Source organism: Amycolatopsis sp. AA4, assembly GCF_002796545.1.
Lineage (GTDB): Bacteria > Actinomycetota > Actinomycetes > Mycobacteriales > Pseudonocardiaceae > Amycolatopsis.
This window is the reverse complement of the sequence record NZ_CP024894.1, coordinates 5,534,131-5,555,329: the sequence shown is the minus strand read 5'-3', so window position 1 is coordinate 5,555,329 and position 21,199 is coordinate 5,534,131. Positions and strand designations below refer to the sequence as shown.

General features: G+C 68.3%; 23 protein-coding genes and 1 tRNA gene. 16 read left to right on the top strand and 8 right to left on the bottom strand.

Going from position 1 to position 21,199, the window contains the following annotated elements:
* Positions 1-60 precede the first annotated feature (60 nt).
* Positions 61-453 (bottom strand): aldo/keto reductase, encoded by a 393-nt coding sequence (locus CU254_RS44325; protein ID WP_050788275.1) that lies wholly within the window; start codon positions 451-453, stop codon positions 61-63.
* A gap of 160 nt (positions 454-613) precedes the next feature.
* Here CU254_RS44325 and CU254_RS25705 point away from each other — a divergent pair, with 160 nt between their 5' ends.
* Positions 614-2,866: an ATP-binding cassette domain-containing protein gene (locus tag CU254_RS25705; RefSeq protein ID WP_199841091.1), complete on the top strand. Its 2,253-nt coding sequence runs from the start codon at positions 614-616 to the stop codon at positions 2,864-2,866.
* A 242-nt stretch (positions 2,867-3,108) separates the two neighbouring features.
* On the opposite strand, the gene soxR is transcribed toward CU254_RS25705, so the two are convergent.
* Positions 3,109-3,561 (bottom strand): redox-sensitive transcriptional activator SoxR, encoded by a 453-nt coding sequence (gene soxR, locus CU254_RS25700; RefSeq protein ID WP_009080755.1) that lies wholly within the window; start codon positions 3,559-3,561, stop codon positions 3,109-3,111.
* A 96-nt stretch (positions 3,562-3,657) separates the two neighbouring features.
* Here soxR and CU254_RS25695 point away from each other — a divergent pair, with 96 nt between their 5' ends.
* From CU254_RS25695 to infA, 4 genes are all read left to right on the top strand, one after another.
* Positions 3,658-4,293 (top strand): DsbA family protein, encoded by a 636-nt coding sequence (locus CU254_RS25695; RefSeq protein ID WP_037714818.1) that lies wholly within the window; start codon positions 3,658-3,660, stop codon positions 4,291-4,293.
* Entirely contained in the window at positions 4,293-5,225 is a 933-nt protein-coding gene (locus CU254_RS25690) for an NADP-dependent oxidoreductase (RefSeq protein WP_234392892.1), read from the top strand. Before CU254_RS25695 ends, CU254_RS25690 begins: the two co-directional genes overlap by 1 nt.
* Before the next feature lie 184 nt (positions 5,226-5,409).
* Positions 5,410-6,201, top strand: a complete 792-nt coding sequence (locus CU254_RS25685) for a GNAT family N-acetyltransferase (protein ID WP_009080750.1) — start codon at positions 5,410-5,412, stop codon at positions 6,199-6,201.
* Positions 6,191-6,412, top strand: coding sequence for a translation initiation factor IF-1 (infA, locus tag CU254_RS25680; protein ID WP_009080748.1), 222 nt, complete (start codon positions 6,191-6,193; stop codon positions 6,410-6,412). Before CU254_RS25685 ends, infA begins: the two co-directional genes overlap by 11 nt.
* A 44-nt stretch (positions 6,413-6,456) precedes the next feature.
* On the opposite strand, the gene CU254_RS25675 is transcribed toward infA, so the two are convergent.
* Positions 6,457-6,906, bottom strand: a complete 450-nt coding sequence (locus tag CU254_RS25675; RefSeq protein WP_009080747.1) for an SRPBCC family protein — start codon at positions 6,904-6,906, stop codon at positions 6,457-6,459.
* 45 nt (positions 6,907-6,951) lie between these two features.
* Here CU254_RS25675 and CU254_RS25670 point away from each other — a divergent pair, with 45 nt between their 5' ends.
* A complete protein-coding gene (locus tag CU254_RS25670; protein ID WP_009080746.1) occupies positions 6,952-7,530 on the top strand; it encodes a TetR/AcrR family transcriptional regulator in 579 nt (192 codons plus the stop codon).
* A gap of 11 nt (positions 7,531-7,541) precedes the next feature.
* Here the strand turns inward: CU254_RS25670 and CU254_RS25665 are convergent, their stop codons facing one another.
* On the bottom strand, positions 7,542-7,802 hold the full coding sequence (locus tag CU254_RS25665; protein ID WP_100266879.1) for a hypothetical protein: 261 nt from the start codon (positions 7,800-7,802) through the stop codon (positions 7,542-7,544).
* Positions 7,803-7,958: 156 nt separating this feature from the next.
* Here CU254_RS25665 and CU254_RS25660 point away from each other — a divergent pair.
* The 7 genes from CU254_RS25660 to CU254_RS43790 all read left to right on the top strand — a co-directional run bounded on the left by CU254_RS25660 (position 7,959) and on the right by CU254_RS43790 (position 13,306).
* Positions 7,959-8,035 (top strand) — tRNA-Ile (locus tag CU254_RS25660).
* Positions 8,036-8,165: 130 nt separating this feature from the next.
* A complete protein-coding gene (locus CU254_RS25655; RefSeq protein ID WP_009080744.1) occupies positions 8,166-8,453 on the top strand; it encodes a hypothetical protein in 288 nt (95 codons plus the stop codon).
* Positions 8,454-8,838: 385 nt separating this feature from the next.
* Complete coding sequence (locus tag CU254_RS42740; protein ID WP_009080742.1) at positions 8,839-8,997, top strand: site-specific integrase; 159 nt, start codon at positions 8,839-8,841, stop codon at positions 8,995-8,997.
* Between the two features lie 244 nt (positions 8,998-9,241).
* Positions 9,242-10,966 carry an alpha/beta hydrolase gene (locus CU254_RS25650; protein WP_234392744.1) on the top strand — a complete coding sequence of 575 codons (1,725 nt, stop codon included), beginning with the start codon at positions 9,242-9,244 and terminating at the stop codon, positions 10,964-10,966.
* Positions 10,967-11,357: 391 nt separating this feature from the next.
* Positions 11,358-11,609 carry a hypothetical protein gene (locus CU254_RS25640; protein WP_009080739.1) on the top strand — a complete coding sequence of 84 codons (252 nt, stop codon included), beginning with the start codon at positions 11,358-11,360 and terminating at the stop codon, positions 11,607-11,609.
* Positions 11,610-11,975: 366 nt separating this feature from the next.
* Positions 11,976-12,806 (top strand): hypothetical protein, encoded by an 831-nt coding sequence (locus tag CU254_RS25635; protein WP_234392743.1) that lies wholly within the window; start codon positions 11,976-11,978, stop codon positions 12,804-12,806.
* A 95-nt stretch (positions 12,807-12,901) separates the two neighbouring features.
* Complete coding sequence (locus tag CU254_RS43790; RefSeq protein WP_009080736.1) at positions 12,902-13,306, top strand: helix-turn-helix domain-containing protein; 405 nt, start codon at positions 12,902-12,904, stop codon at positions 13,304-13,306.
* On the opposite strand, the gene CU254_RS25625 is transcribed toward CU254_RS43790, so the two are convergent.
* The gene (locus CU254_RS25625) at positions 13,251-14,468 is read right to left on the bottom strand and encodes a hypothetical protein (protein ID WP_199785981.1); all 1,218 of its coding nucleotides are present in this window, start codon (positions 14,466-14,468) and stop codon (positions 13,251-13,253) included. The genes CU254_RS43790 and CU254_RS25625 overlap by 56 nt on opposite strands.
* Before the next feature lie 87 nt (positions 14,469-14,555).
* The gene (locus CU254_RS25620) at positions 14,556-15,422 is read right to left on the bottom strand and encodes an SAM-dependent methyltransferase (protein ID WP_009080733.1); all 867 of its coding nucleotides are present in this window, start codon (positions 15,420-15,422) and stop codon (positions 14,556-14,558) included.
* Between the two features lie 562 nt (positions 15,423-15,984).
* Here CU254_RS25620 and CU254_RS25615 point away from each other — a divergent pair.
* Both CU254_RS25615 and CU254_RS25610 read left to right on the top strand, forming a co-directional pair.
* Positions 15,985-16,563 carry a hypothetical protein gene (locus tag CU254_RS25615; protein ID WP_037714807.1) on the top strand — a complete coding sequence of 193 codons (579 nt, stop codon included), beginning with the start codon at positions 15,985-15,987 and terminating at the stop codon, positions 16,561-16,563.
* A 48-nt stretch (positions 16,564-16,611) separates the two neighbouring features.
* The gene (locus CU254_RS25610) at positions 16,612-17,433 is read left to right on the top strand and encodes a hypothetical protein (protein WP_009080730.1); all 822 of its coding nucleotides are present in this window, start codon (positions 16,612-16,614) and stop codon (positions 17,431-17,433) included.
* Between the two features lie 240 nt (positions 17,434-17,673).
* Here CU254_RS25610 and CU254_RS25605 read toward each other — a convergent pair whose 3' ends face one another.
* Positions 17,674-19,488, bottom strand: coding sequence for a sugar phosphate isomerase/epimerase and 4-hydroxyphenylpyruvate domain-containing protein (locus tag CU254_RS25605; RefSeq protein ID WP_100266878.1), 1,815 nt, complete (start codon positions 19,486-19,488; stop codon positions 17,674-17,676).
* Positions 19,478-20,377 carry a shikimate dehydrogenase gene (locus CU254_RS25600; RefSeq protein WP_009080725.1) on the bottom strand — a complete coding sequence of 300 codons (900 nt, stop codon included), beginning with the start codon at positions 20,375-20,377 and terminating at the stop codon, positions 19,478-19,480. The genes CU254_RS25605 and CU254_RS25600 overlap by 11 nt, the downstream gene beginning before the upstream one ends.
* A gap of 146 nt (positions 20,378-20,523) precedes the next feature.
* Between CU254_RS25600 and CU254_RS25595 the strand changes: the two genes are divergently transcribed.
* Positions 20,524-21,183: a TetR/AcrR family transcriptional regulator gene (locus CU254_RS25595; protein ID WP_009080723.1), complete on the top strand. Its 660-nt coding sequence runs from the start codon at positions 20,524-20,526 to the stop codon at positions 21,181-21,183.
* Positions 21,184-21,199: the final 16 nt, after the last annotated feature.

Here is a 21,199-nt window from a genome sequence, read left to right as displayed (position 1 = left end):
GCTATATCTTGAAAAGGGCGGAGGAAATCATTTGTCACGATGCGCGGATTCCCGCGCGGTTCACGCCTGCGTCGCGGCCACCCAGTTCCGCACCGCCGGCCGATTGCCCTCCGGCTTGTCTCCCGCCTTCGCCCCGGAGTCGACCAGCCACGACTGGCAGTCCAGCGTGAACATCCGGCAAGGCCCCGCGGGAAGCACCTCGCTCCCGCGGTCCAGGGCGTCGCGCAGGTCCGCGAGCAGGGTGAAGTCGAGCGCGCGCATCGTCGCGTCCAGTTGCTGTGCGCTGCCCGCCCCGACGATCGCCGACGCGATGCCCGGCCGCGTCGCCACCCAGTCGATCGCGACCTGCGCCATCGTCGCATTCAGCTCGTCCGCGACCATCTCGAGCGTCTTCAGCAGCTCCCACTGCCGCGCGGTCCAGGTCCCGGCCCCAGCGGCGCCCTCTCCGGTCAACCGGCCCTCGCCGCTCAGACCGGTGGGCGAGCTGAGACCTGGCCCAACCCCGCCCGCCCGCCGAGCTCCGCCCCTGCCGAGACCGCCGCCCCGCTGCCGAAACCACCCGTGCCCGCAACCCTCCCCGCCCCAACCCCCGCCGGGACGTAGGCTGCGAAGCATGCCGTCGAACGTGATCAGTCTCCGCGGCGTCCGCACGCACAACCTGGCCGACGTGGACGTGGACATCCCCAAACATCAGCTGGTCGCGGTCACCGGCGTGTCGGGGTCCGGCAAATCGTCGCTCGCCTTCGCCACGCTCGCGGCCGAGTCGCGGCGGCAGCTGTACTCGACCATGCCCGCGTTCGTGCGGACCAAACTGCCGCACGATCCGGCTCCGGAGGCCAGTTCGCTCAGCGGCCTGACGACCGTCGTCGTGGTGGATCAGCGGCCGCTCGGGACGAATTCGCGCTCGACGGTCGGCACCGCCACCGAGGTGTGGACCATGCTGCGGATGTTGTTCTCCCGCCTGGGCGAACCGTCCGCCGGGTACTCGCCCGCCTACTCGTTCAACGATCCTTCCGGCATGTGCCCGGCGTGCGCGGGGCTCGGCACGGTCACCGACATCGACGGCGAGCGGATGATCGACCGCGAGCGTTCGCTCAACGACGGGGCGATGGTCTTCCCGAGTTTCGCCGTCGGCAGCTGGATCTGGAAGCGCTATGTCTACTCAGGATTCTTCGACAACGACCTGCCGTTGCGGGAATGGCCTGAGGACCTGGTGCAGTTTCTCCTGCACGGGCCGACGCAGAAGCCGCCGAATCCGTTGCCCCGCTTCCCGGCCAGCGCGAAGTACCAGTCGATGGTGCCGCGGATCCGGCGGCTGCTCGTCGAACGCGAGGCCAAGATGGGGCCGGCGGTGCGGGCGGCGCTCGCCGACGTGACGCGGCAACGGCCGTGTCCGGAGTGCGACGGCAGCAGGCTCGCTCCGGCCGCCCGGGAGAGCCGGATCAACGGGGTGTCCATTGTGGACCTCGGGTACCGCGACGCGGCGGGGTTGCTGGAATTCTGTGCCGGACTGGACCACGAGTGGGCGCGTCCGCTCGTGGCGGCCCTGCGGTTGCGCCTGGAATCGATGATCACGCTCGGCCTCGGGCATCTGCACTGCTACCGCGCGACGCCGACGCTCTCCGGCGGCGAATCGCAACGGCTGAAACTGGTGCGGCACTTGGGGTCCAGCCTCACCGACCTCACCTACGTCCTGGACGAACCGACGGACGGGCTGCATCCGGCCGACGTCGCGTCCCTCGTTGACGTACTACGACGGCTGCGTGACCATGGCAACACCGTGCTGGTGGTGGATCACCACGAAGCGGTGATGGTCGCGGCGGACCATGTGATCGACCTGGGTCCCGGAGCCGGCGAAGCGGGCGGACGCGTGGTCTTCCACGGGCCGCCGGAGAAGCTGCGGAAGGCGGACACGACGACCGCGCGGGCGTTGCGCACCGGCGTCCGGCTCAAGGACACGCTGCGGGAGCCCACCGGCTGGCTGCCGTTGCGCGGGCTGGACCGGCACACGCTGCGCAACATCGACGTCGACGTGCCGACCGGCGTGCTCACGGTGATCACCGGCGTGGCCGGGTCCGGGAAGTCGACGCTCGCGGGCGAACTCGCCGAGCGGCACCCGCGGTTCACCGTCGTCGACCAGAGCCAGATCGTCGCGACGTCGCGGTCGACGGTCGGCACCTGGCTCGGCCTGGCCGATCCGGTGCAGCGCGCGTTCGCCGAGGTCAGCGGCGAGTCGCCGAAGCTGTTCAACCCGCGTTCGCAGGGCGGGTGCCCGGCCTGCCGCGGCACCGGCGTGCGGCGGACCGACCTGGCGTTCCTCGAGGACGTCGACACGCCGTGCGAGGAGTGCGACGCCACCGGATTCCGTCCCGAGGCTCTGCAAGCCCGGCTCGAAGGACGCACGGTGCTCGAAGTGCTGGCCACGCCGGTGTCGGCACTGGCCCGGTACGTGCCGCATCCGGACGTGGTCCGGCTGGCCGCGCTGCTCGGCGAACTGGGCCTCGGGCACCTGGCGAGCGGCCGCACGCTCGACACGCTCTCCGGCGGCGAACGGCAACGGCTGAAGCTCGCCCGCCAGCTCGACTCGACCAGCGACGACCTGCTCGTCGACGAACCCACCGCGGGCCTGCACCCCAGCGACACCACGCGGATGGTGGCGCTGCTGGACCGACTCGTCGACGAGGGCCGGACGCTCGTCGTGGTCGAGCATTCGCTGCACGTCGTCGCCGCGGCGGACTGGGTGCTCGACCTCGGCCCCGGCGCGGGCGAGAACGGCGGCCAGGTGCTCTACACCGGCACGCCCAAGGGACTCGCCGAGCACGACGGCGCGACGGGGCGGTACTTCCGGTCCGCGCTCGGCGGTTAGCAGCGACCTGCCCAGCGCCGCGTGCGTGCGGGCCGCGTTCACGGTCGCAGCGGTTGTTAGCGCGGAAACCGCCGAGCGCTGGTTCCGTCGGTACGGGCTGCCTTCATGGCCGCAGCGGCTGTGCATGCGGCGACCCGCTGAGTGCCGGTTGCGCGCCTGCGGGCCGCCGTCACGGCCCCTCCGGCTGCTAATGCCGCAACCCGCCGAGCGGCTGGCCGTGCGAGCCACCGGCACAGCACCCGCTAATGCGGAAACCTCCGCGCCCCCGCGCCGCCCTGGCCGAGAACGTCGTCCGGATTGGAGTACGGGCACGATTTCAGCGACAGGCATCCGCAGCCGATGCAGTCGGAGAACCGGTCGCGCAGCGCGGTCAGCTCCTCGATCCGCTCGGTGAGGCGGTCGTGCCAGCGGCGGGAGATCCGCGCCCAGTCGCGTTTGGTGGGGATGCGCTGGTCCGGCAGTTCGGCGAGCGCCTCCTTGATCTCCTCCAGCGACACCCCGACCCGCTGCGCGGTCCGGATGAAGGCGATCATGCGCAGCGTGTCGCGCCGGTACTCGCGCCGGTTGCCGCTCGTGCGCCTGCTCGCGATGAGGCCGCGGCTTTCGTAATAGTGCAGCGTCGGGACGCTCACGCCGGCGCGTTCGGCGATCTGTCCCGGCTTCAGCCAGACGACCTCGCGCGTGATCTGGGGCATGGCAGCTCTTTCCGTGCTTGACATCAAGTCCGCTTGATGAAGTCCACTGTAAGCACCGCCCGGCAGACGGCGGCGAGCGCGCGTGAAGGGGATTTTGTGACGACTACGACCCTGCAGGTCTGGGCCGACGTGCTCTGTCCGTGGTGCTGGATGGGACATCGCCGCCTCGCGCAAGCGATCGCGGAATCCGGTGTCCCGGCCCGGATCGAGCATCGGAGTTTTCTCCTGGGCCCGGAGGGACCTGGCCCGGAACGGCGGCGGATCGCGGAGACCGCGACCGCCGAATGGGGGATGAGCCCGGCGGAATGGGGGAGGCGCCGGGACCGGATCGAGCAGGCGGGACGCGCGCAGGGCCTGACCATTCGCATGGACACCGCGTGGGCGCTCGATTCCCGCCCGGCGCATCGGGTGCTGAAGCTGGCCGCGGCGCGCGGACTGGACGAAACCGCGGCCTGGGAGGCGATGTTCGCCGCGCATCTGCGGGACAACCTGGACCTGGCGGAGTGGAGTGTGTTGGCGAACTTGAAGACCGGATTGGAGCGCGACGAAGTGCTCGCGCTTGGCGATAACGAGGAGTACGCAGCAGAAGTGTTGGCAGATCACGAAGAAGGACAGTCGCGCGGGATCCGTTCTGTGCCGACTGTCGGGCACGGCGACCGCCTTCTCGCTGGTGCGCGCAGTGTCGAAGAATTGGCGGAATTTGTTCGCTCGGCAGCGAAGGCGGTGGCGTGATGTCCGAGATTCCTGTGATGATGCGCGCCGCCGCGATTGACGAGTTCGGGCCCGCGGAAGGATTGACTGTCCACAAGGTGCCGGTTCCGGTCGCGGGGCCGGGAGAAGTGCTCGTGCGCGTCGAGGCCGCTGGTGTGCAGCCGACCGACGTCGCGATCCGGGACGGCTGGACGCCGCCGGGCGTGACCATCCAATTTCCGCAAATCCTGGGCAACGAGTTCTCCGGAACAATTGTCCAGGTGGGTGCTGAGGTGACTGAATTCGAGGCAGGACAACAGGTTGCCGGGTTCCGGTCGCTGGGCTGCTATGCCGAGTACGTCAACGTTCCGGCCAGTCAGGCGGCTGTCAAACCGGAAAAGGTCGATTGGCAAACGGCGGGCGCGTTGTCTGCCTCCGGGCAGACGGCACATACTGCGTTGGAGCGGCTCAGTGCCAAGCCCGGCGAGACGATTCTCATTCACGGCGCGGCGGGAGGTGTCGGCTCGATGGCGGTCCAGTTGGCGCGGCATCGTGGGCTGCGCGTGGTCGGTACCGGCAGCGAGCAGAACCAGGAATATCTCCGCACCCTCGGTGCCATCCCAGTGGTATACGGCGAAGGCGAACTAGACCGCCTTCGCGAAGCCGCCCCGGACGGGATAGACCTGGCTTTCGACACCGCCGGGCACGGGAATCTTCGTCTCGCCGCGGAACTGGTGGCCGATCGCAGCCGGATCGGGACCATTGTGGAGCCCCCGCTGGCCGCTGAGACCGGCGGGCAGTGGCTCAACAGCGACCGGTCCGCCGGGCGGCTCCGCGAGTTGCTCGACCTGTGCGCGCGAGGAGAGCTGCGGGTGCATGTCCGGAAGGAATATCCGCTCGACGACGCCGCGAGCGCCCATCGCGAGGTGGCTGAAGGACACGGTCGCGGCAAGGTGGTGCTGCGGATCGGCTGAGGGAAGTTAATTCGCTGGACGGGGCCGGAGCGTGCCGTTATGGTTCGCTCCGACCGTGACTCGACGCCGGGAGGTGAGCCCCATGAACGCTGTTTCGATGTGGGTGCTCCCCGTGTCGTCACGGTCGGGCGACTGACGGAGGGTTGCCGGGAGCGCCGCGAAGGCACTCCGAAAGGTGACCGTCATGGACACTCTGCGTTTCACCGCGGGCGAACCCGCGGTGCGCATCACCCGGGTCGGACCGGGACTCTGGGAAGCTTGGGACGACGGCCGCTTGGCCGGCCGCGGCGAGGCCACCGCGCGGCCGGACGGGCGGGTCTTCCTCAGCGTCGACGCCTGGCACCGTTCCGTCTTCGACCAGCTTGCCCGCGAGATGCTCGCCGCGCTGCCGGACCCGCTCCACACCGTGGTCGACGAAACCGACCGCGAGCTGCTCGACGGCTGGCAACGGGCCGGTCTGACCGTTCGGCGGCGCGAGTGGGAGTACGTCGTGCCCACGAACCCGCAGGTCACCGGGCCGGTCGAGCTGCCGTCGGGCGTCACAGTCGTGCCCGCCGGATCCGCTGAAGAGGGTCCGTTGCGCGAGCTGGACCGCGTCGTTCGCGCCGAGGTCGAGGCGACGGTCGGCTGGTCGGAAATGCCCGCCGAGGTGCTGCCCCGGCCGGCCGGCGACACCGTCGTGGACCCGTCGAAATACGCCGTGGCGGTCGAGGACGGCGAGTACGTCGGGCTGGTCCGGGTAGTTCAGGTGACGCGCCTGCCCCGGATCGGGCTCATCGCCGTCCGGGCGGACCGGCAACGTCGCGGCATCGCACGCGGGTTGCTGACGCACACGCTCGATGTCCTGCACCGAGCGGGAATCCCGACGGCCTCGGCCGAGGTGAACGAGGCCAACGAAGCGGCGACGGCGCTGTTCGAGGGCGTCGGCGCGCGGCGGGCGAACAGCACGGTGGAGCTGATGCGCCATGGCCGGTAAGGGCGGGATCGAAGTAGAGGGAACCGTGGTCGAGTGCCTGCGCGACGCCCGGTTCACCGTCGAACTGGCGAACGGGCACCACGTGCTGGCCCACGTCAGCGGCAAGATCAGAAAGAACTTCATCAAGATCGTGCCGTTCGACCGGGTTTTGGTGGAGCTGAGCCCGTACGACCTCGACCGGGGCCGGATCCTGTTCCGGTACCGGAACTAGCCCGGTCCGTCCTCGCGGTTCCCGGCTCGGGGCCGCGAGGACGGTCAGCTCGTTTTCGCGGTCGCGAGCCGCGTCAACGTGTCGCATTTCCGGCCGAAGTTCGCCACGACGTCAGCGCCGATGATCCGCACCATGACCGCCCGCAACGGCGTGTCGAGGACGACGCGCTGGGTCAGCTCGGCCCCGCCGGGGACGGCCTCGACGCTCAGTCCGAGGTCCATTTTCCCGAGCGGAACGGGCTGGCAGAGCGTGAACTCGTGTCCGGGCCGCCAGTTCGTGAAGGTGAAGTCCTTCGCGATTTTCGCGTGCACGCTGCCGCGGAATCCGCCGCTGGGGTAAAGGAATCCGGTCGATCCCGTCGCGGGCGGGCCGTGCAGCACGACGCGCGCGACGTCCGGATCCCAGCGCGGCCAGTTCTCGACGTCGGCGAGGACGTCCCAGAGCGCGGCCGGGTCGACCGCGAGGGTGCGGGCGGAGGTTCTGTCCCAGGTCATGGCCCTGAAGATATACGGAACTGGCAGTCTCGTAAACTGTGCGCTATGACGCACAACCGGCGCGGACGACCGCGCGAGCAGGGCATCGACACGGCGGTGCGGGCCGCGGTCAACGCACTGCTGGAGGAGGTCGGCTACCAGCGGTGCACGGTCGACGCGATCGCCGCGCGCGCCGGAGTCGGCAAGGCGGCGTTGTACCGGCGCTGGAAGTCCAAAGCAGAACTCGTCTTCGCTGCAGTCGTGCACGACGACGCACTCGCGGCACCCCCCGACACCGGCACCCTGCGCGGCGACGTAGCGGCTGTTCTGGCCGACATTCAGTCCGCTTTGGACGGACCGCAAGTGCGAAACGCCTTGCCCGGCCTGCTCGCCGACCTCCGCGCCGAAGACGCGCCCACCGCTCGCCTAGGCGAGTTGTTCCTGATCCGGGAACGGGAATACTTGGCCGAAGTACTCGACCGCGCGCTCTCCCGCGGCGAACTGTCCCGACGCCCCGAGTTGCCCGCAGTGCACGCGATGCTGCTCGGTTCAGTCTTCGCCTGGCTCCATTTTTTGCGCGAAACAGCACCGCCTGAGGGTCTCGCCGCCGGCCTGTACGGAGCCATTGTCGAACTGGGCAGGTAATCGCTGCCCGTTCACCTTCGAGGCCGCGGCGACGGCCTCCGCCGAGCCAGTTCGGCCGCGATTATCGCTTCCATCCGCGTATTCGCACTGCGAAGCCCACGATATCCGCGGTATCCCACCACGATTACCGCAATCCCAACGACCGCGGCAATCGACAGCACCGACCCGTGTGCGAGCAGGCTGTCGCGATAGTCGCGAGCGAGATAGCCCAGCCCGAGCCCGGCGGCGAGAGCGTCGAGCAGCGCGAGCGGAACCCGGCGGGGAACGGTCATGGCGGTCTCCTCTCGGGACCCGACCCCCTGCAATCTAGGCGACCGGAGCTGTCCCGCGAGGGCTCTCGACCCGAACGGCCTACGCCCCCCGGCCCGCGCGGGGCCTGTGCTAAGTTGACGTGAACTGGGGGGATCGACCTGCGGAAGCGAACCCAGGGGCCGGTAGCTCAGTTGGTTAGAGCAGGGGACTCATAATCCCTTGGCCGTCGGTTCGAGCCCGACCCGGCCCACCATCTTGCCCTTGATATAGCCGCTGACCAGCGAAAACGCGCCGAACGACGATCTTGAAACGATCTCGGCGGCGGCGCTGGAACCGAGCACAGCGCTTGGAACCCAAGGGATCTTTCGAGTACGACTGACTCCATGACCGCCGTTGAGGCGCTCGAGCCCGAGGACGTCAGGGAGCTTGTCTCGGACTGGAGAACGCACCTGAGGGCCAAGAACCGCGTCGACTCCACGATCGACGCCTGCCTCGACAGCGTGGCCATGCTGGTCGACTGCCTCGAGGGCGAGAATTTCTCGCTGCTGGCCGCCGAGGTCGGTCGGCGGGAGCTTGAGCGGTATTTCGAATATCTCCGGCAACGGCCGAAGTTTCGCACCGGCGAGTCGATTTCGCACAACTGCATCGCCAAGCGTTTCCCCGTTCTATAAAATAAAGGTTCCGCAGGTCACGGACACTCCGCCGACGGTGTTGCGCGAGGCTGAACTCAAAGTCTTGTTGGCGCGACCGCTAAAGGGAAGGGTTTTTGTCGCGCTCCGGGATCGGGTGATCATCCTGGACCTTGCCGATTGCGGCGTCCGGCTCAGCGAATTGTCCCCGTTGCGTGTCGCAAGTCCGGCGGAGCGGGAGCTTCGGCATGGGCGTCATCCGCGTTCTGGGCAAGGGACGTCGTGCCCGCGACGGGTGCCTTTCAACCCGGCGACCGGCGAGGTGCTCAGGCGCTGCCTCCGCGCCCGCGCGCGGCCGCATGGCAGGCGCACCACCGCGGCCTGGCTTGGCCGCTACGGCGAGCTGAACGAGTGAGCCATCCGGTCGATGCCGGACCGTCGAGCTGGGCAAGCAGGCATCGGCCCGGTGTTCCCGCACCTCTTCCGGCACACGTGGGCGCACCGGTGCAAGCTGGCGGGCATGAGCGACGAGGCGATCATGCGGATCGCGGGCTGGCGCAGCCGGCAGATGCTTGACCGTTGCTGAACCGCGGCTTGCCCCGGATGGTGCCGGAAAACGTGCACGAGGCGGATGGGTGAATAATTCATGCGCTATTCGTTGAATACTGCACGTGACAGGCGGCTGGCCGCATGGGTAACCTCTCGCGAATCGTCGGTGAAGCAGTACGGTCGAGTGAGCGATAGGGTGAGCTGGTTTCCGGTGATCCGCCTGTCGGCTACACCCTGTCGGCAACGGACAAGGCGTCCGTTTCGCCAATTTGGGAGCGTATGTGAAGATCTCTGCGAGAACATTTCTCGGTGTCCTGACGGTCAGCCTGTTGTCAGGTTCGCTGACCTTCGTTTCAACTGCTCCGGCCAGTGCCGAGGGGGACGCCCCTGTCCTTGCGAAAAGATATCTCGACCAGAAGATCGCCTGGGGTGATTGCCCTGGGTTGAACAAGACCATGGCGGCGATGGTTCCGACGCCGATCCGGCAGAAATGCGGGACTTTCATCGCGCCCAAAGATTACTATCATCAGGATTTGGGTGATATCAAGGTCGGAATTACCCAGGTCGCTCGCGACGATAATCTCGGCCCGAAGCGGGAGCTGTTCATCAATCCCGGGGGGCCGGGCGGAGCCGGCTTCCCGTTGCCGGCGGCTACCGCGGTCAAGCAGCCGCAGTTGCTGCTCGACCATGATTTCGTGGCGGTGGATCCACGGGGGACCGGGTTGGGCACGCGGGTGGATTGCGACGAAAATGAAGCGGATCCGTCGGATGGAGCGAAGCCGTCGGCCGACTCTCGGGACCTGTCCGACGCCGCGATCGCAAAAGCGCGTGCGGACGTGAAGAAGTGGGTCGCCGTCTGCGCGGCGAAGCACGGCGACCTGCTGCCCTATATCACCACTGAGCAGACGGTCCGGGACATGGATCTGGGGAGAGCGCTGCTGGGTGCCCGAACCATCGACTACCAGGGCACTTCTGCCGGAACGTGGCTCGGCGCCCAGTATCAGAAATTCTTCCCGGAGCGAGCGGGCCGGTTCGTCCTGGATTCCAATGCCCAGTTCTCTGACAGCTGGCAAGCCACCTTCGAGTCGCAGCCGATGGCGATGCAGCGGCGGTTGGAAAAGCAGTTCCTTCCGTGGGTGGCCCGGCATGATTCGAAGTACCACCTCGGCGACACGCCGGAAGCGGTCAACAAAACCTATGAGGCGATTCGCGCGGCCGCCGGAAGCGGCAAGCTCGGCCGCCTGACGCCAGATCAGCTTGACGTGGCCGTGACGGAATCGTTGTACAGCTCGTCGTCCTTTGCGATGCTGGCGGGGAAACTGCAACAGCTGGACAAGGCGGTGCAGAGCGGAGAGCCCGCGGGCGACAGCACCGTGCTTTCCTGGATTGTCGACGCGGTGAAGAAGATCTTCCCCGAAAACAACCCACCGGTGTTGTCCGATACGGTGTTCAGGACGATCACCTGCAACGACACCGCCTGGCGCGGCGACGAGGACTACTGGGCCGATTTCGCCCGGAAGCAGGTCGCCGACGGCAATTCGCTGGTTGGTCCCGGCTTCGCCGTTCAGCCCTGTAATTACTGGCCGTACCGGCCGGTCGGCCTGACGCCGGTGACCGGCCGCACCGCGCCGGGCGCGCTCATGCTGCAAAACACGCTCGACCCCGCGACTGCCTATGAGGGCGCCGTCGTCGCGCACCGGAACAACCCCGCGACCCGAATGGTGACCGTGATCAACGCGGGCGACCACGGCGTGGCCGGGCACAACTCCTGCGCTGATGCCGTGGTGAATCGATACCTGCAACAGGGGGTACTGCCCGGGAACGACGTGGTCTGCCAGGGCAGGCCTATGCCGGGCGAGGACAGCGTATACGAAGTAGGACCACAGCTGGCGGATGCTCAGCCAGCCGCGAGCGGCGAGCGGGTGACCGCTGCGGCGCAATATGTCGACGCGGTGCTGGCGGCGATCTCGACCAGAAGCTGGAGCCAGATCTTCCCCGCTGGCTGAGGTGGCCTCGGTCAGTCGGGAGAAGGGCGAGGTTCCCGAGCAGCCGGTACTGGTGGAAGCCATTGGCATCGCCAGCGCTGAGAACCGCAGCTGGAGAGTGATCACGGGAGGGGTCCGCCAGGAGTTGGCGGGCCCCTCCTGCCCGCTCGTCTCGTTCGAGCCGAGCGGAGCACAGATTCGCGGCGGGTTGATCCATGCCGCCGCTGCGGCTGTGCGGCAGGGTAATATCGCGTGCCGGATCGCTGGGATCATCGTGGGGGTAGCCATCACGCCGGTGCGGCGAAGGTCCTGGACGAAACCGATGACATAGCCCAGTCCGTCTGGAATGTCGTGCAGACAGTGGTGCGCGAAATTTCGGCACCGGGCTGGTCCCGGTCATGCTGTCCTGGGCATGGCCGGTTACCGCGTCGTCGATGCCGAATACGTCGCGGTCGTGCAGTCCGTGGGTTTTGCCGTCGCAGGCGTGGTCACCGTGCCGGCGACGTCCTGGCTCGCTGCCCGATCCGTCGAGCTGTCCGAGGCGAATGCCGAAATCGTACGATTGACCATGCACGGGGAACGCACCCGCATTTCGCGCGATCCCGCGGGAACGAGTGACGACGCGCTCGGTGCCTGGCGCTCGGCGCGCTCCTGCTGGGCCTGAGCCACTCGTCGACCGCATCGAGCACGTGACGCACCAGGACCATCTGCGTCCGCCACCGGATTTGCCACCGTCGTGGCGGGGACGAGGGCGGTGCGATCTCCGAAAGCCCCTGCGGCGCGGTGAAGGTCCGCTCATCGCTGGAAATCCCAACTTCGCCGACGGTGTTAACGGGTTTCCGGATCACTATAATTTCGTGATTATCTCATGTCGGCGATATTTCTTATTTAATTGTTCGAAAGGGTGATCTTCGGGGGAAATATTGCTCATTGCGCGGGAAGTCGGCCACTATGTTTCCGACCGCAACGGAGCGGCTTCGCGCGTCGCGGTTTGTCTATCGTCGACCGGATTACCTTAAGGATGATGTTCATGCGATTGAGGCAGATCGTCGCACTCTGCGCGACAACGGGTCTGGTGGGAGCCGGACTGGCAGTGGGCACGGCCGGGGTGGCGGCCGCCGCTCAGGCCGCTCCCAGTGCCTACGGATACATCGCTGGTGCGTCTGGGAGTCTTCCATTGGGCTACTGGCCGAGCGGGGCGAACATCCTGTCCGCCGCGGCCCCGGCGGCGCCGGAGTTCGATCCTGGTGCCAAGGTTCCCGGGAACGCGACAAAGTCAGTGTCGGTTCCCGTCGGCGACATCAACCTTCTGCTGGAAGGCGACGGCGTCGGCGGGGGCGTGCTGGCGGTCGACACCACGGCGAACCCGGCCACGGGGGTGTCGACCGCGAAGGCGGCCGCTCTGACTGCGCGAGCTGATGTGAAGCTGACGGCGGGGAAGCTGATCGATTCGATCATCGGCGGGGTCCCGGACGGCGTGGGCAAGAGGTTGTTGCTGGCGGCGAAGGCCTTTGCCTACGATGCTGAAGCAAGCGTGAAATTCTCTCTGTCCGGACTTGGCACCAGCTGTCAGGCGGGCCCGGCCGGTACGCCGGCTGCTGCCGAAGCGTCCCGCCTGAAGGTCGATGCCGAAATCTCCATCGCGGGGTGGGCCCCGTTCCCGCCGGTGCACATTAATCAACCCCTGGGCGGCAAAGCGGTTGACGTTCCGGGACTTATTACCATTGGTACCGGCGTGGTGAACGACCTTCCCGATGGGGGCATCTCGGCCGATGCGGCTTCGGTCAGCGTGGCGGGCAAGTCGTTGAACCTGGGACATGTCGAGTGCCACCCGGGCGTCTTGGCGGATGGCCAAGAGTGACGTTCCCGGCGGCCGGAGGCGGCGCGGCAATGCTTTGCCAGTAGTCGTCTGAGCTGTTCGTCTTCAGCAGCTGATCGCGGGGTGGGGCGCGGCTTGTGAGCGCCTCACCCCGCTTGCCGATGGTCAGCGCTACCGGCCCCGGCGCAAAGTTCGTAGCCGGAAAGGAGGACCACCGGCACCTCGGCGTGGCGCTGGGCGTCGGAGCCTCCGGAACGAACGGGATCGGGCTCGCGCTGGCCGGTCGGCGCATGGTCGTGGTCGTCGGCGACGAGCACTGCAAAGCTGCTTGGCGGGAGCTGCTCGCGACGACAGCGGCCCGGATCCGCTCGGCGGTCCAGGCCGCGCGGGAGCTGTACTGCCACCGCAACACGGTGCTGAACCGATTGACCCGGATCCAGCGGCTGACCGGCCTCGACGTGACCGATACCGGCCGGTGGTCCCAGGTCATGCTGGCGCTTTCCGCGCTCCGGTATCACGGCGAGGACCTGCGTTCCGAGTAAGCAGCGCGCAGAAAAGAACGAGTCCGCCGATTTCGATCAGGAATTTCATGTCGTCGGGCACGAATCGCAGGTTGAGTGCGAGGTAGACGAAGACGAGAAGGCCGGTGAGGAAGCGCCGGATGTCGCTGCGCTGGTTGTCGAGGACAACGGCGACCACGCCGATGACCAGGGGGGCGAGCATGACGAATACGCGTTGGGTGTCGGTGGCGACCATTCGTCCGGCGAGGCAGCAGAGTGCCAGGTAGCCGCTGGCTACGAGCAGCGGATTGAACGGGCCTCGCTGGCGGTACAGCCGGTAGAGGCCGTAGCCGAAGATGATCCAGAAGAAATGGAAGGTGTCGAAGAGCGCGGCGTGCTCGCTGCGTTTGTTCGACGACAGCGCGAAGACGATGTTCGAGGCGAGGCTGTGGTTGCCCTGGCCGCTGCCGAGGCTGTAGTTGCCCCCGATGAAGTTCTGTGCCCACAGGCGGAAACCGGCATACGCCAGCGCCGCGACTGCCGTTGCGAGCACGCCGAACAACACCTGGCGGTCGCGCAGTGACCGCGACCGGGTCCAGGCCAGGAGCGGGTACAGCGGGGCGAGCAGCAGGGTGGTCTTTTTGTTGATGGTGCCGACGACGATGACGAGGGTGAACAGCAGCAGTTTGCGTTTGAACAACAGCCACAACGCGATGAGGTAGAGCAGATTGTTCAGCGGGTCGACCAGGAATGGGTTGCTGAAGGCGTAGGGGCCGTACCAGAACGTGCTGGAGAGGGCGATCGCGGCGAGTACCGAGGTGAACAGATGCAGGGTGAGGTGCCGCCAGCAGAATTCGAAGAACACGACGGTGCACGCGAGCGTGACGGCGGCGGTGAATCCGAGCCACAGCACGTCGAGCGGGAGTCCGGTTATCTTGCGTGCCAGATGCACCAGCCACGGGCTGAGCATTCGAAGCGCGAACGGGTTGTCGACTTGCGCTCCGGTGTGTTCGGACATGGCGTAGTAGTTGAGCGCGTCGCCCCAGGCTTTCTCGTGCGCGCGCACGTCGAGCGGCGCGTACGAGATGAAGTTGAGCAGCGACGCAATTGCCAGCGTCAGGTACACGGCCGCCCGCCGGACGGCCGTGTTGTGCCGTGCGGCGGTCCGCGAGACGGGAGTGGGCGACTCGATCCCTGTGGTCACCTGCGAGAGCCTAACCAAGGGCGACCCGGTGTCGATGCAGGACTCGTCGGCATGCCCGCGCGGCTCGGTGTTGGTCGCGGGAAAACCTCAGCCGGTGAACTCGGCCAGCACCGAGCGTTCGATCTCCGACACCGGCAGATCCCGTCCTCCCGGCCGGAGGTACCGGGCGGCGAATTCCTCGGGTCCGGCTTGTTCTCGTTCGTGCCAGCCGTATTCGGCGAGGAACGCTTCGACGTCATCGGGCATCAGGCCGAAGCGCCAGAGGTGCTGCTTGAGGACGAAATCGGAATAGGCGGCCTCAGCACCGTAAAGAGCAGTGCCGTCGAGGAAATCCTTGCGGAGGTAGGTGAACGCCAGGCGGCTGCCCGCGGGGGCGGTGGCGAGGAAGTCGAACGTGCGACGGACGCCAGCCTCGGTGAGGTACTGCGTGACGGCCTCCCAGATGAAGAAGGTCCGCCCGGCGGAGTAGCCATGCTGGGCGAGGGCGTCGGCGAGATTCTGGGTTTCGAAGTCGATCGGCACCAGCGTCACGTTTTCGGGGACGCGGCCCAGCGCTCTCGTGAGGGCGGTGCGTTTGCGGGCGATGTTGGCGGGCAGGTCGACCTCGTAAACCGGGATTTTCGCGAGTGCGGGGAGGCGGCAGGCGCGGGTGTCGAAGCCTGCGCCGAGGATGACTACTGCGTCGATCCCGCCGTCGAGAGCGGCGTGGAGGGCATCGTCGACAAAGCGCTTTCGGCACAGCATGCTCGCCCACAGGCCGGGCATCTTCTTCTCCGTCGCGGAGGTCAACGCTCGCCGGATCGGCCGGTATCGCGTCAGCGCGACGGCGAGACGTCCGCCGGCGGGCAGGAGGCGGCGGGCCCACGGGTCGTCGATCAGGGGGCGGGTTTCGTGCTGGTCGGCGGCGACGATGACCATCGGCCCGAACGCGGTCCGGTCGGCTCCGGTTCCCATGAGCGGCTCCTTGGGCAGGGCGAGATTCCGTGAACACAGACCAGGCTTCCCGGCCACGATACGGCGTTCGGCTGAAGGGCTCCACGACGGACAGCCAGGGAGAATCAATCGGCGCTGGGCTGCTGGTGAAACAGTGCGGAGGTCAACGCCTCGGTAGCGGCGCGCGCGGCTGAAGCGGTGTCGCCGTCGAAGGTGTCGAGCAGGGTTTGCCAGCGCCAGGGGCCGACGCGGAGACCGCGAGTTTGCCTTCCCGGTGGGCGCGTTCGACGATGCTGCTCAGCAGGGCGCGCCGCCGTCAGCAGTTCGTCTCGGCTGGAGAAGTGGTGGTAGAGGGTCCGCAGTGCGACACCGACAGCCGCGCCTTGTTCGTCGAACTCAAGGAGGGTGGGTCCGGACCGACACGGAGGTGCTGGGGCCGATCGGTCCCGCGGTGGAGTGAGAATCGGGTTCTGCGCCGCCGTGTTCGGGCTGGGTGTGGTGCCGGGAAAGGGGATCCGAGCTGATATTCGCGTCAGCAAATACCTCCGTGTCGTTTCGGCGGATCCGGGTTTACGTTCGGGCGATGGCGAATGAATTGACCATTCCGCTCCTGCCCTGTCGCTCCATCGACGACGTCGCGCCGTTCTACGAGATGCTCGGTTTCGAGATCACCTCGCGGCAGGCGCGGCCGTACTCACACCTCGCCGTGCGGCGGGAGGACATCAATCTGCACTTCTTCGGGATGGACGGCTACGACCCGGCGCAGTCTTACAGCACGTGCCTGGTCATCGTGCCGGACGTCAACGAACTGTTCGAGGCCTTCGCGGCCGGGATGCGGTCCGGGCACGGGAAACTGCTCGTCTCCGGCATTCCGCGGATGACCAGGCCGCGGCTGCGCAACGACCGGTACACCGGGTTCACCGTCGTCGATCCGGGCGGCAACTGGATCCGGATCAACCAGGCCGCCAAGGAACCGGAAGCGCGGACGAAACTCGCGAAGGCACTGGAGAACGCTGCGCGGCAGGCGGATTCGCACGGCGACGAACGCCAGGGACTGAAGATCCTGGAAGGCGCGCTGAAGCGGGCGACCGGCGACGAACCGGAGTTCCAGGCGGTGCGGGAGTTCCGCGACGAACTCGTCGAACGGATCAAGGGGGACTGAGCCGCCGCGGTTGACCTCTACCATGGTCGAGGTTCGAGAATCGCGATCATGACACTATGGATCTGTGCCCGCTGCGGCATCGAGCAGCCTGGCTTCCCGGAGCCGCCGCACTGTGTGCTGGACCGCGGGGAGGTCGGGATCGAGGAGCGCGGGGACCTGGGCCCGCACTCCGGGAACTGGCGGACGCACGAACAGCTCGCCGCCGAACCGCACACGGTGCGGCAGCGCGACCACGGCCGCGGGGTGCACAGCTTGCGGCGGGAACCGGTGGTGGGGATCGGGCAGTGGTCGTTCGTCGTGCGGACCCCGCGGGGGAACGTGCTGTGGGATCCGCCGACCACGATCGAATCGGATACGCTCGCCGCGGTCCGGGCGCTCGGCGAGGTCGCCGCGGTGGCGACGAGCCATCCACACATGTTCGCCGCCCAGGTCAGCTGGAGCCACGCGTTCGGGCGGATTCCGGTGCTGGTCAACGCGGCGGGCCGGGAATGGCTGGGCCGCACCGACCCGGTGCTGGAGTTCTGGACGGTGCACGCCGAACCGGTGCCCGGCGTCGAACTGATCGAGGTCGGCGGTCACATGCTGGGCAGTTCGGTGCTGCGCACGCCAGACGGCACGATCCTCTCCGGCGACACGATCAGCGGCGGACTGGCCCCGGACTGGGTCTCGTTCCAGCGCAATTTCCCGAAGCACATCCCGCTGTCCGCCGCGGTGGTCCGGCGCATCGTGGACCGGCTGGACGGCTGGTCCTACGACCGGCTGTACACCCTCGGCGGCGACACGATCGACGGGGATGCGCGGGCTGTCGTGCATCGTTCGGCGGAGGCGCACATTCGTTGGGTGAGCGGGGAATTCGACCATCTGACCTGAGCGGCGGCCTCAAGTCCGGCAGATGAGGCGGCCCCGGTGACCGGTGCCGGGACCGAGATGCCGACGGCTCGGCCATCTCACCCAGGAATGGCTTGCGGACCGGGATGCTCCGCAGGCGCGCACTGGCATTACCAACAGGAACGCGATCCGCACGCCGCCGTCCGGAAAGCGCCCTTCCGGGACGAGCTACCCGACGAACTGACGGAGCTCACCGGGCCGAGCAAACGCTCAGCCCAGCTCTCAGGCAGGCACGTGCGCCCGGGCGAGCCGGCGGCGGCGGTGGGCGGCCATCCGGACCGGGGCGTCCGTCCAGCCGTAGCCGTCGTGGTCGCCGAGGCGTTGGACCAGTGCCAGGAATACCCGGCCGCCGAGTACTTCGGTGCAGACCTGCAGGTAGTCGCCTTCGGGGGTGCGTTCGTGGAGCACTCCGAGGTCCCGGTACGCGGCCAGCTGGTCCGCGGGCAGGTCGAGGCGGGCGTCGAGGTCGGCGTAGTAGTTGTCCGGGACGGCCAGCAGGGGAGCGCCGGCGGCGCGGGCGGCTCGGGCCGCGGCGAGGAGGTCGTCTACGGCTAGGGCGATGTACTGCGGTTCGGACACGCCGGGTGCCCATTCTCCGCGCCGCAGCAGGGAAACCGTGAGCGCGAGCCGGAGTTTGCGGTGCGGGTCGGCGACTGCTCGGCTGCGGACCAGGCCGAACGGGGCGGCGAACTCGCCGGCCGCGGCGGGTTCCAGGCCGAGCACGGTGCGGTAGAACAGCGCCGCTTCGTCGAAGTGGTCGAAGGGCTGGGCGAGTCCGATGTGGTCGATGCCGGTGATGCCGATGCCGTCGGCGGTTTCGCCGGTGGCTACGAAATCGCCGGTCCAGTCGTCTTCGTTTCCGGTGCGGCAGAAGAACAACGCGGTCCCGTCCGGTGCGGTGACCGCGGCGAGGTCCGCTTCGGTGGGGCCGCGTTCCCGGGGCAGGCGCTTCGCATCGAGCCGGACGGCCCGGCGCGCGGCGGCCGCGGGGTCGGCGGATTCGACGGCGAGAGCGGCGACGGCCGCCGGGCCGCCGGAGCGGTTGACGAGGATCCGCGCCGGGCCTTGTTCCCAGCGTTCCACGGGTTTGGTGCGGTGGATGCCGGTGCGCGCGAAACCGAGCGCGGACAGCACCGGGGCCAGGGAAGCGTCGGCGGAGAGTTCGACGAACGCCGGGCCGCGGACTTCCGGCGCGGGCTGAGCGACGGGGTCTGCAGCCGCGGTCGCTTCGGCCAGCGCCAGCAGGGACCGGTGCGCGTCGATCGCGGCGCGCTCGGGATCGGCTTGGCGGAAGACGTCGTTGAACACCTCGAGCGACAGCGGCCCGGCGTATCCGGCGGCGAGCACGGGGGCGAGGAAGCCGGGCAGGTCGAACGCGCCCTGACCGGGGAAGAGCCGGTGGTGCCGGCTCCACTGCAGCACGTCCATCGACAGGTGCGGCGCGTCGGCGAGCTGCAGGAAGAACAGCTTGTCCCCGGGGATGTCCGCGATGGCAGCGGGGTCCGAGCCGCGCGAGAGGATGTGGAAGCTGTCCAGGCACAGGCCGAGCGCCGGGTGGTCCGCGCGGCGCACGGCTTCCCAGGAACGGTCGTAAGTGGACACTTCTTTGCCCCAAGCCAGTGCCTCGTAAGCGATCCGCAGCCCGCGGGCGCCGGCTCGTTCGCCGAGCGTGTGCAGCTGCTCGGCGAGGCGGTCGAGGTCGGCGACCGCGTCGTCGGCCACCGACGAGCAGACCAGCACGGTGTCCGCGCCGAGTTCTTCCATGAGGTCGAATTTGCGTTCCGCGCGGCGCAGGTTCGCCGCGAACCGGTCCGGATCGGTGGAGTCCAGGTCGCGGAAGGGCTGGTACAGGTCGATCGACAGGCCGAGGTCCGCGCAGCGCAGCCGGACCTCGCCGGGCGGCAGGGGAGAGGCGACGAGGTCGGGTTCGAAGATCTCGACGCCGTCGAATCCGGCGGACGCGGCGGCGGCGAGTTTGTCGTCGAGCGTTCCGGAGAGGCAGACGGTGGCGATTCCGGTGCGGAGTTCACGCGACACGGGTGGTGCCTCCTGTCGTTTCGGCGCCGACCAGTTCGGTGAGGTGGCGCAGCATGCGGGCGGGGTCCGGTTCGCGGCCGCAGAACAGTTTCAGCGCCGCGGCGGCTTGGTGCACCGCCATCCGGCCGCCGTCGAGGGTGCGGCAGCCGAGCGCGCGGGCGGCGCGCAGCAGCGGGGTCTCCATCGGCCGGTAGACGATCTCGGCGACCCAGAGTTCCTTGCGCAGCAACGAGATCGGCAGCGGCAGTCCCGGATGCTCGGCCATGCCGACGGGGGTCGCGTGCACCAGTCCGTCGGCTTCGGAAAGCTCCCGTTCCAGAACGCCCCCGGCCCACGCCCGGCCGGGTCCGAACCGCGCGGTGAGGTCGTCGGCGAGCCGGACCGCGCGGGTGAGGTCGGTGTCGAGCACGGCGAGCGATTCGGCGCCGAGCGTCAGCAGCGCGTGTGCGGCGGCCGCGCCCGCCCCGCCCGCGCCCAGCAGCACGACGCGGCGGAGCGGCGCCTCGGGCAGACCGGCGACGAAACCGTCGCGGAACCCGGACCAGTCGGTGTTGTGCCCGACCGCGCGGCGGCCCTCGAAGACGACGGTGTTGACCGCGCCGATCGCCGCCGCGTCCGGCGACAGCTCGTCCAGGTGCGGGATGACCAGCTGTTTGCACGGATGCGTCACGTTGACCCCGGCCAGGCCCTCCGCGCGGGCCTGGGCGAGCAGCTCTCCGACGGCGGCGGCCGGAACGCCGAGGACGTCGAGGTCGAACCGGGTGTAGGTGCACTCCAGGCCGAGCGCCCGGGCCTCGCGCTCGTGCAGCGCGGGGGAGAGCGACGGGCCGATCCCGGTCCCGACGAGGCCGGTCAGCAGGCGGCCGGACGGGGTGCGGTCGGGGGACATGGCACGGCTCCTCGGGGTCGGCGAATCCGATCAATGCACGCTGGCAATGAATGTACTAGTTAGTTACTTGTACCGTGTCGGCGCGCGAAAGGGAAGCGGCGGGCGGATATCCTCGGCGGCGTGAGCCGAGCAGCGAGGACGATCCCGTGAGCGCCGAACCCTCCGACGCGCCGGAGCGGCAGCGGGACGCCGAACGCACCCGCGCCGAGATTCTCGACGTCGCGACCGAGGAGTTCTCCGACCGCGGCTACGACGGCGCCCGGGTCGACGAGATCGCCGCCCGCACCCGGACCACCAAGCGGATGATCTACTACTACTTCGGCAGCAAGGAAGGCCTGTACGTCGCCGTCCTGGAGCGCGCCTACCAGGGCATCCGCGCCCTGGAGCAGCAGCTCGACGTCGACCACCTCGACCCGGCGCGCGCCATGCGGGCGCTGGCCGAGCTGACCTTCGACCACCACGAATCGCATCCCGCGTTCATCCGGCTGGTCGGCATCGAGAACATCCACCACGCCGAGCACCTGCGGACCTCCCCGATCCTGCCCGGTCTCGCCGCGCCCGCGATCGACGTGCTCGCCGGCATTCTCGAACGCGGCCGCGCCGCCGGATTGTTCCGCGACGACGTCGACGCGCTCGACGTGCACATGATGATCAGCGCGTTCTGCGTGTTCCGGACCGCGAACCAGCACACCTTCCAGGTCATTTTCGACCGCGACCTGCTGGATCCTTCCCGTCGCGACCACTACCGGCGGATGCTGGGAGACCTGGTTCTCGAGTACCTGACCGCGCACGTCGGGCGGGCCTGACCGGACCGGATCGCGG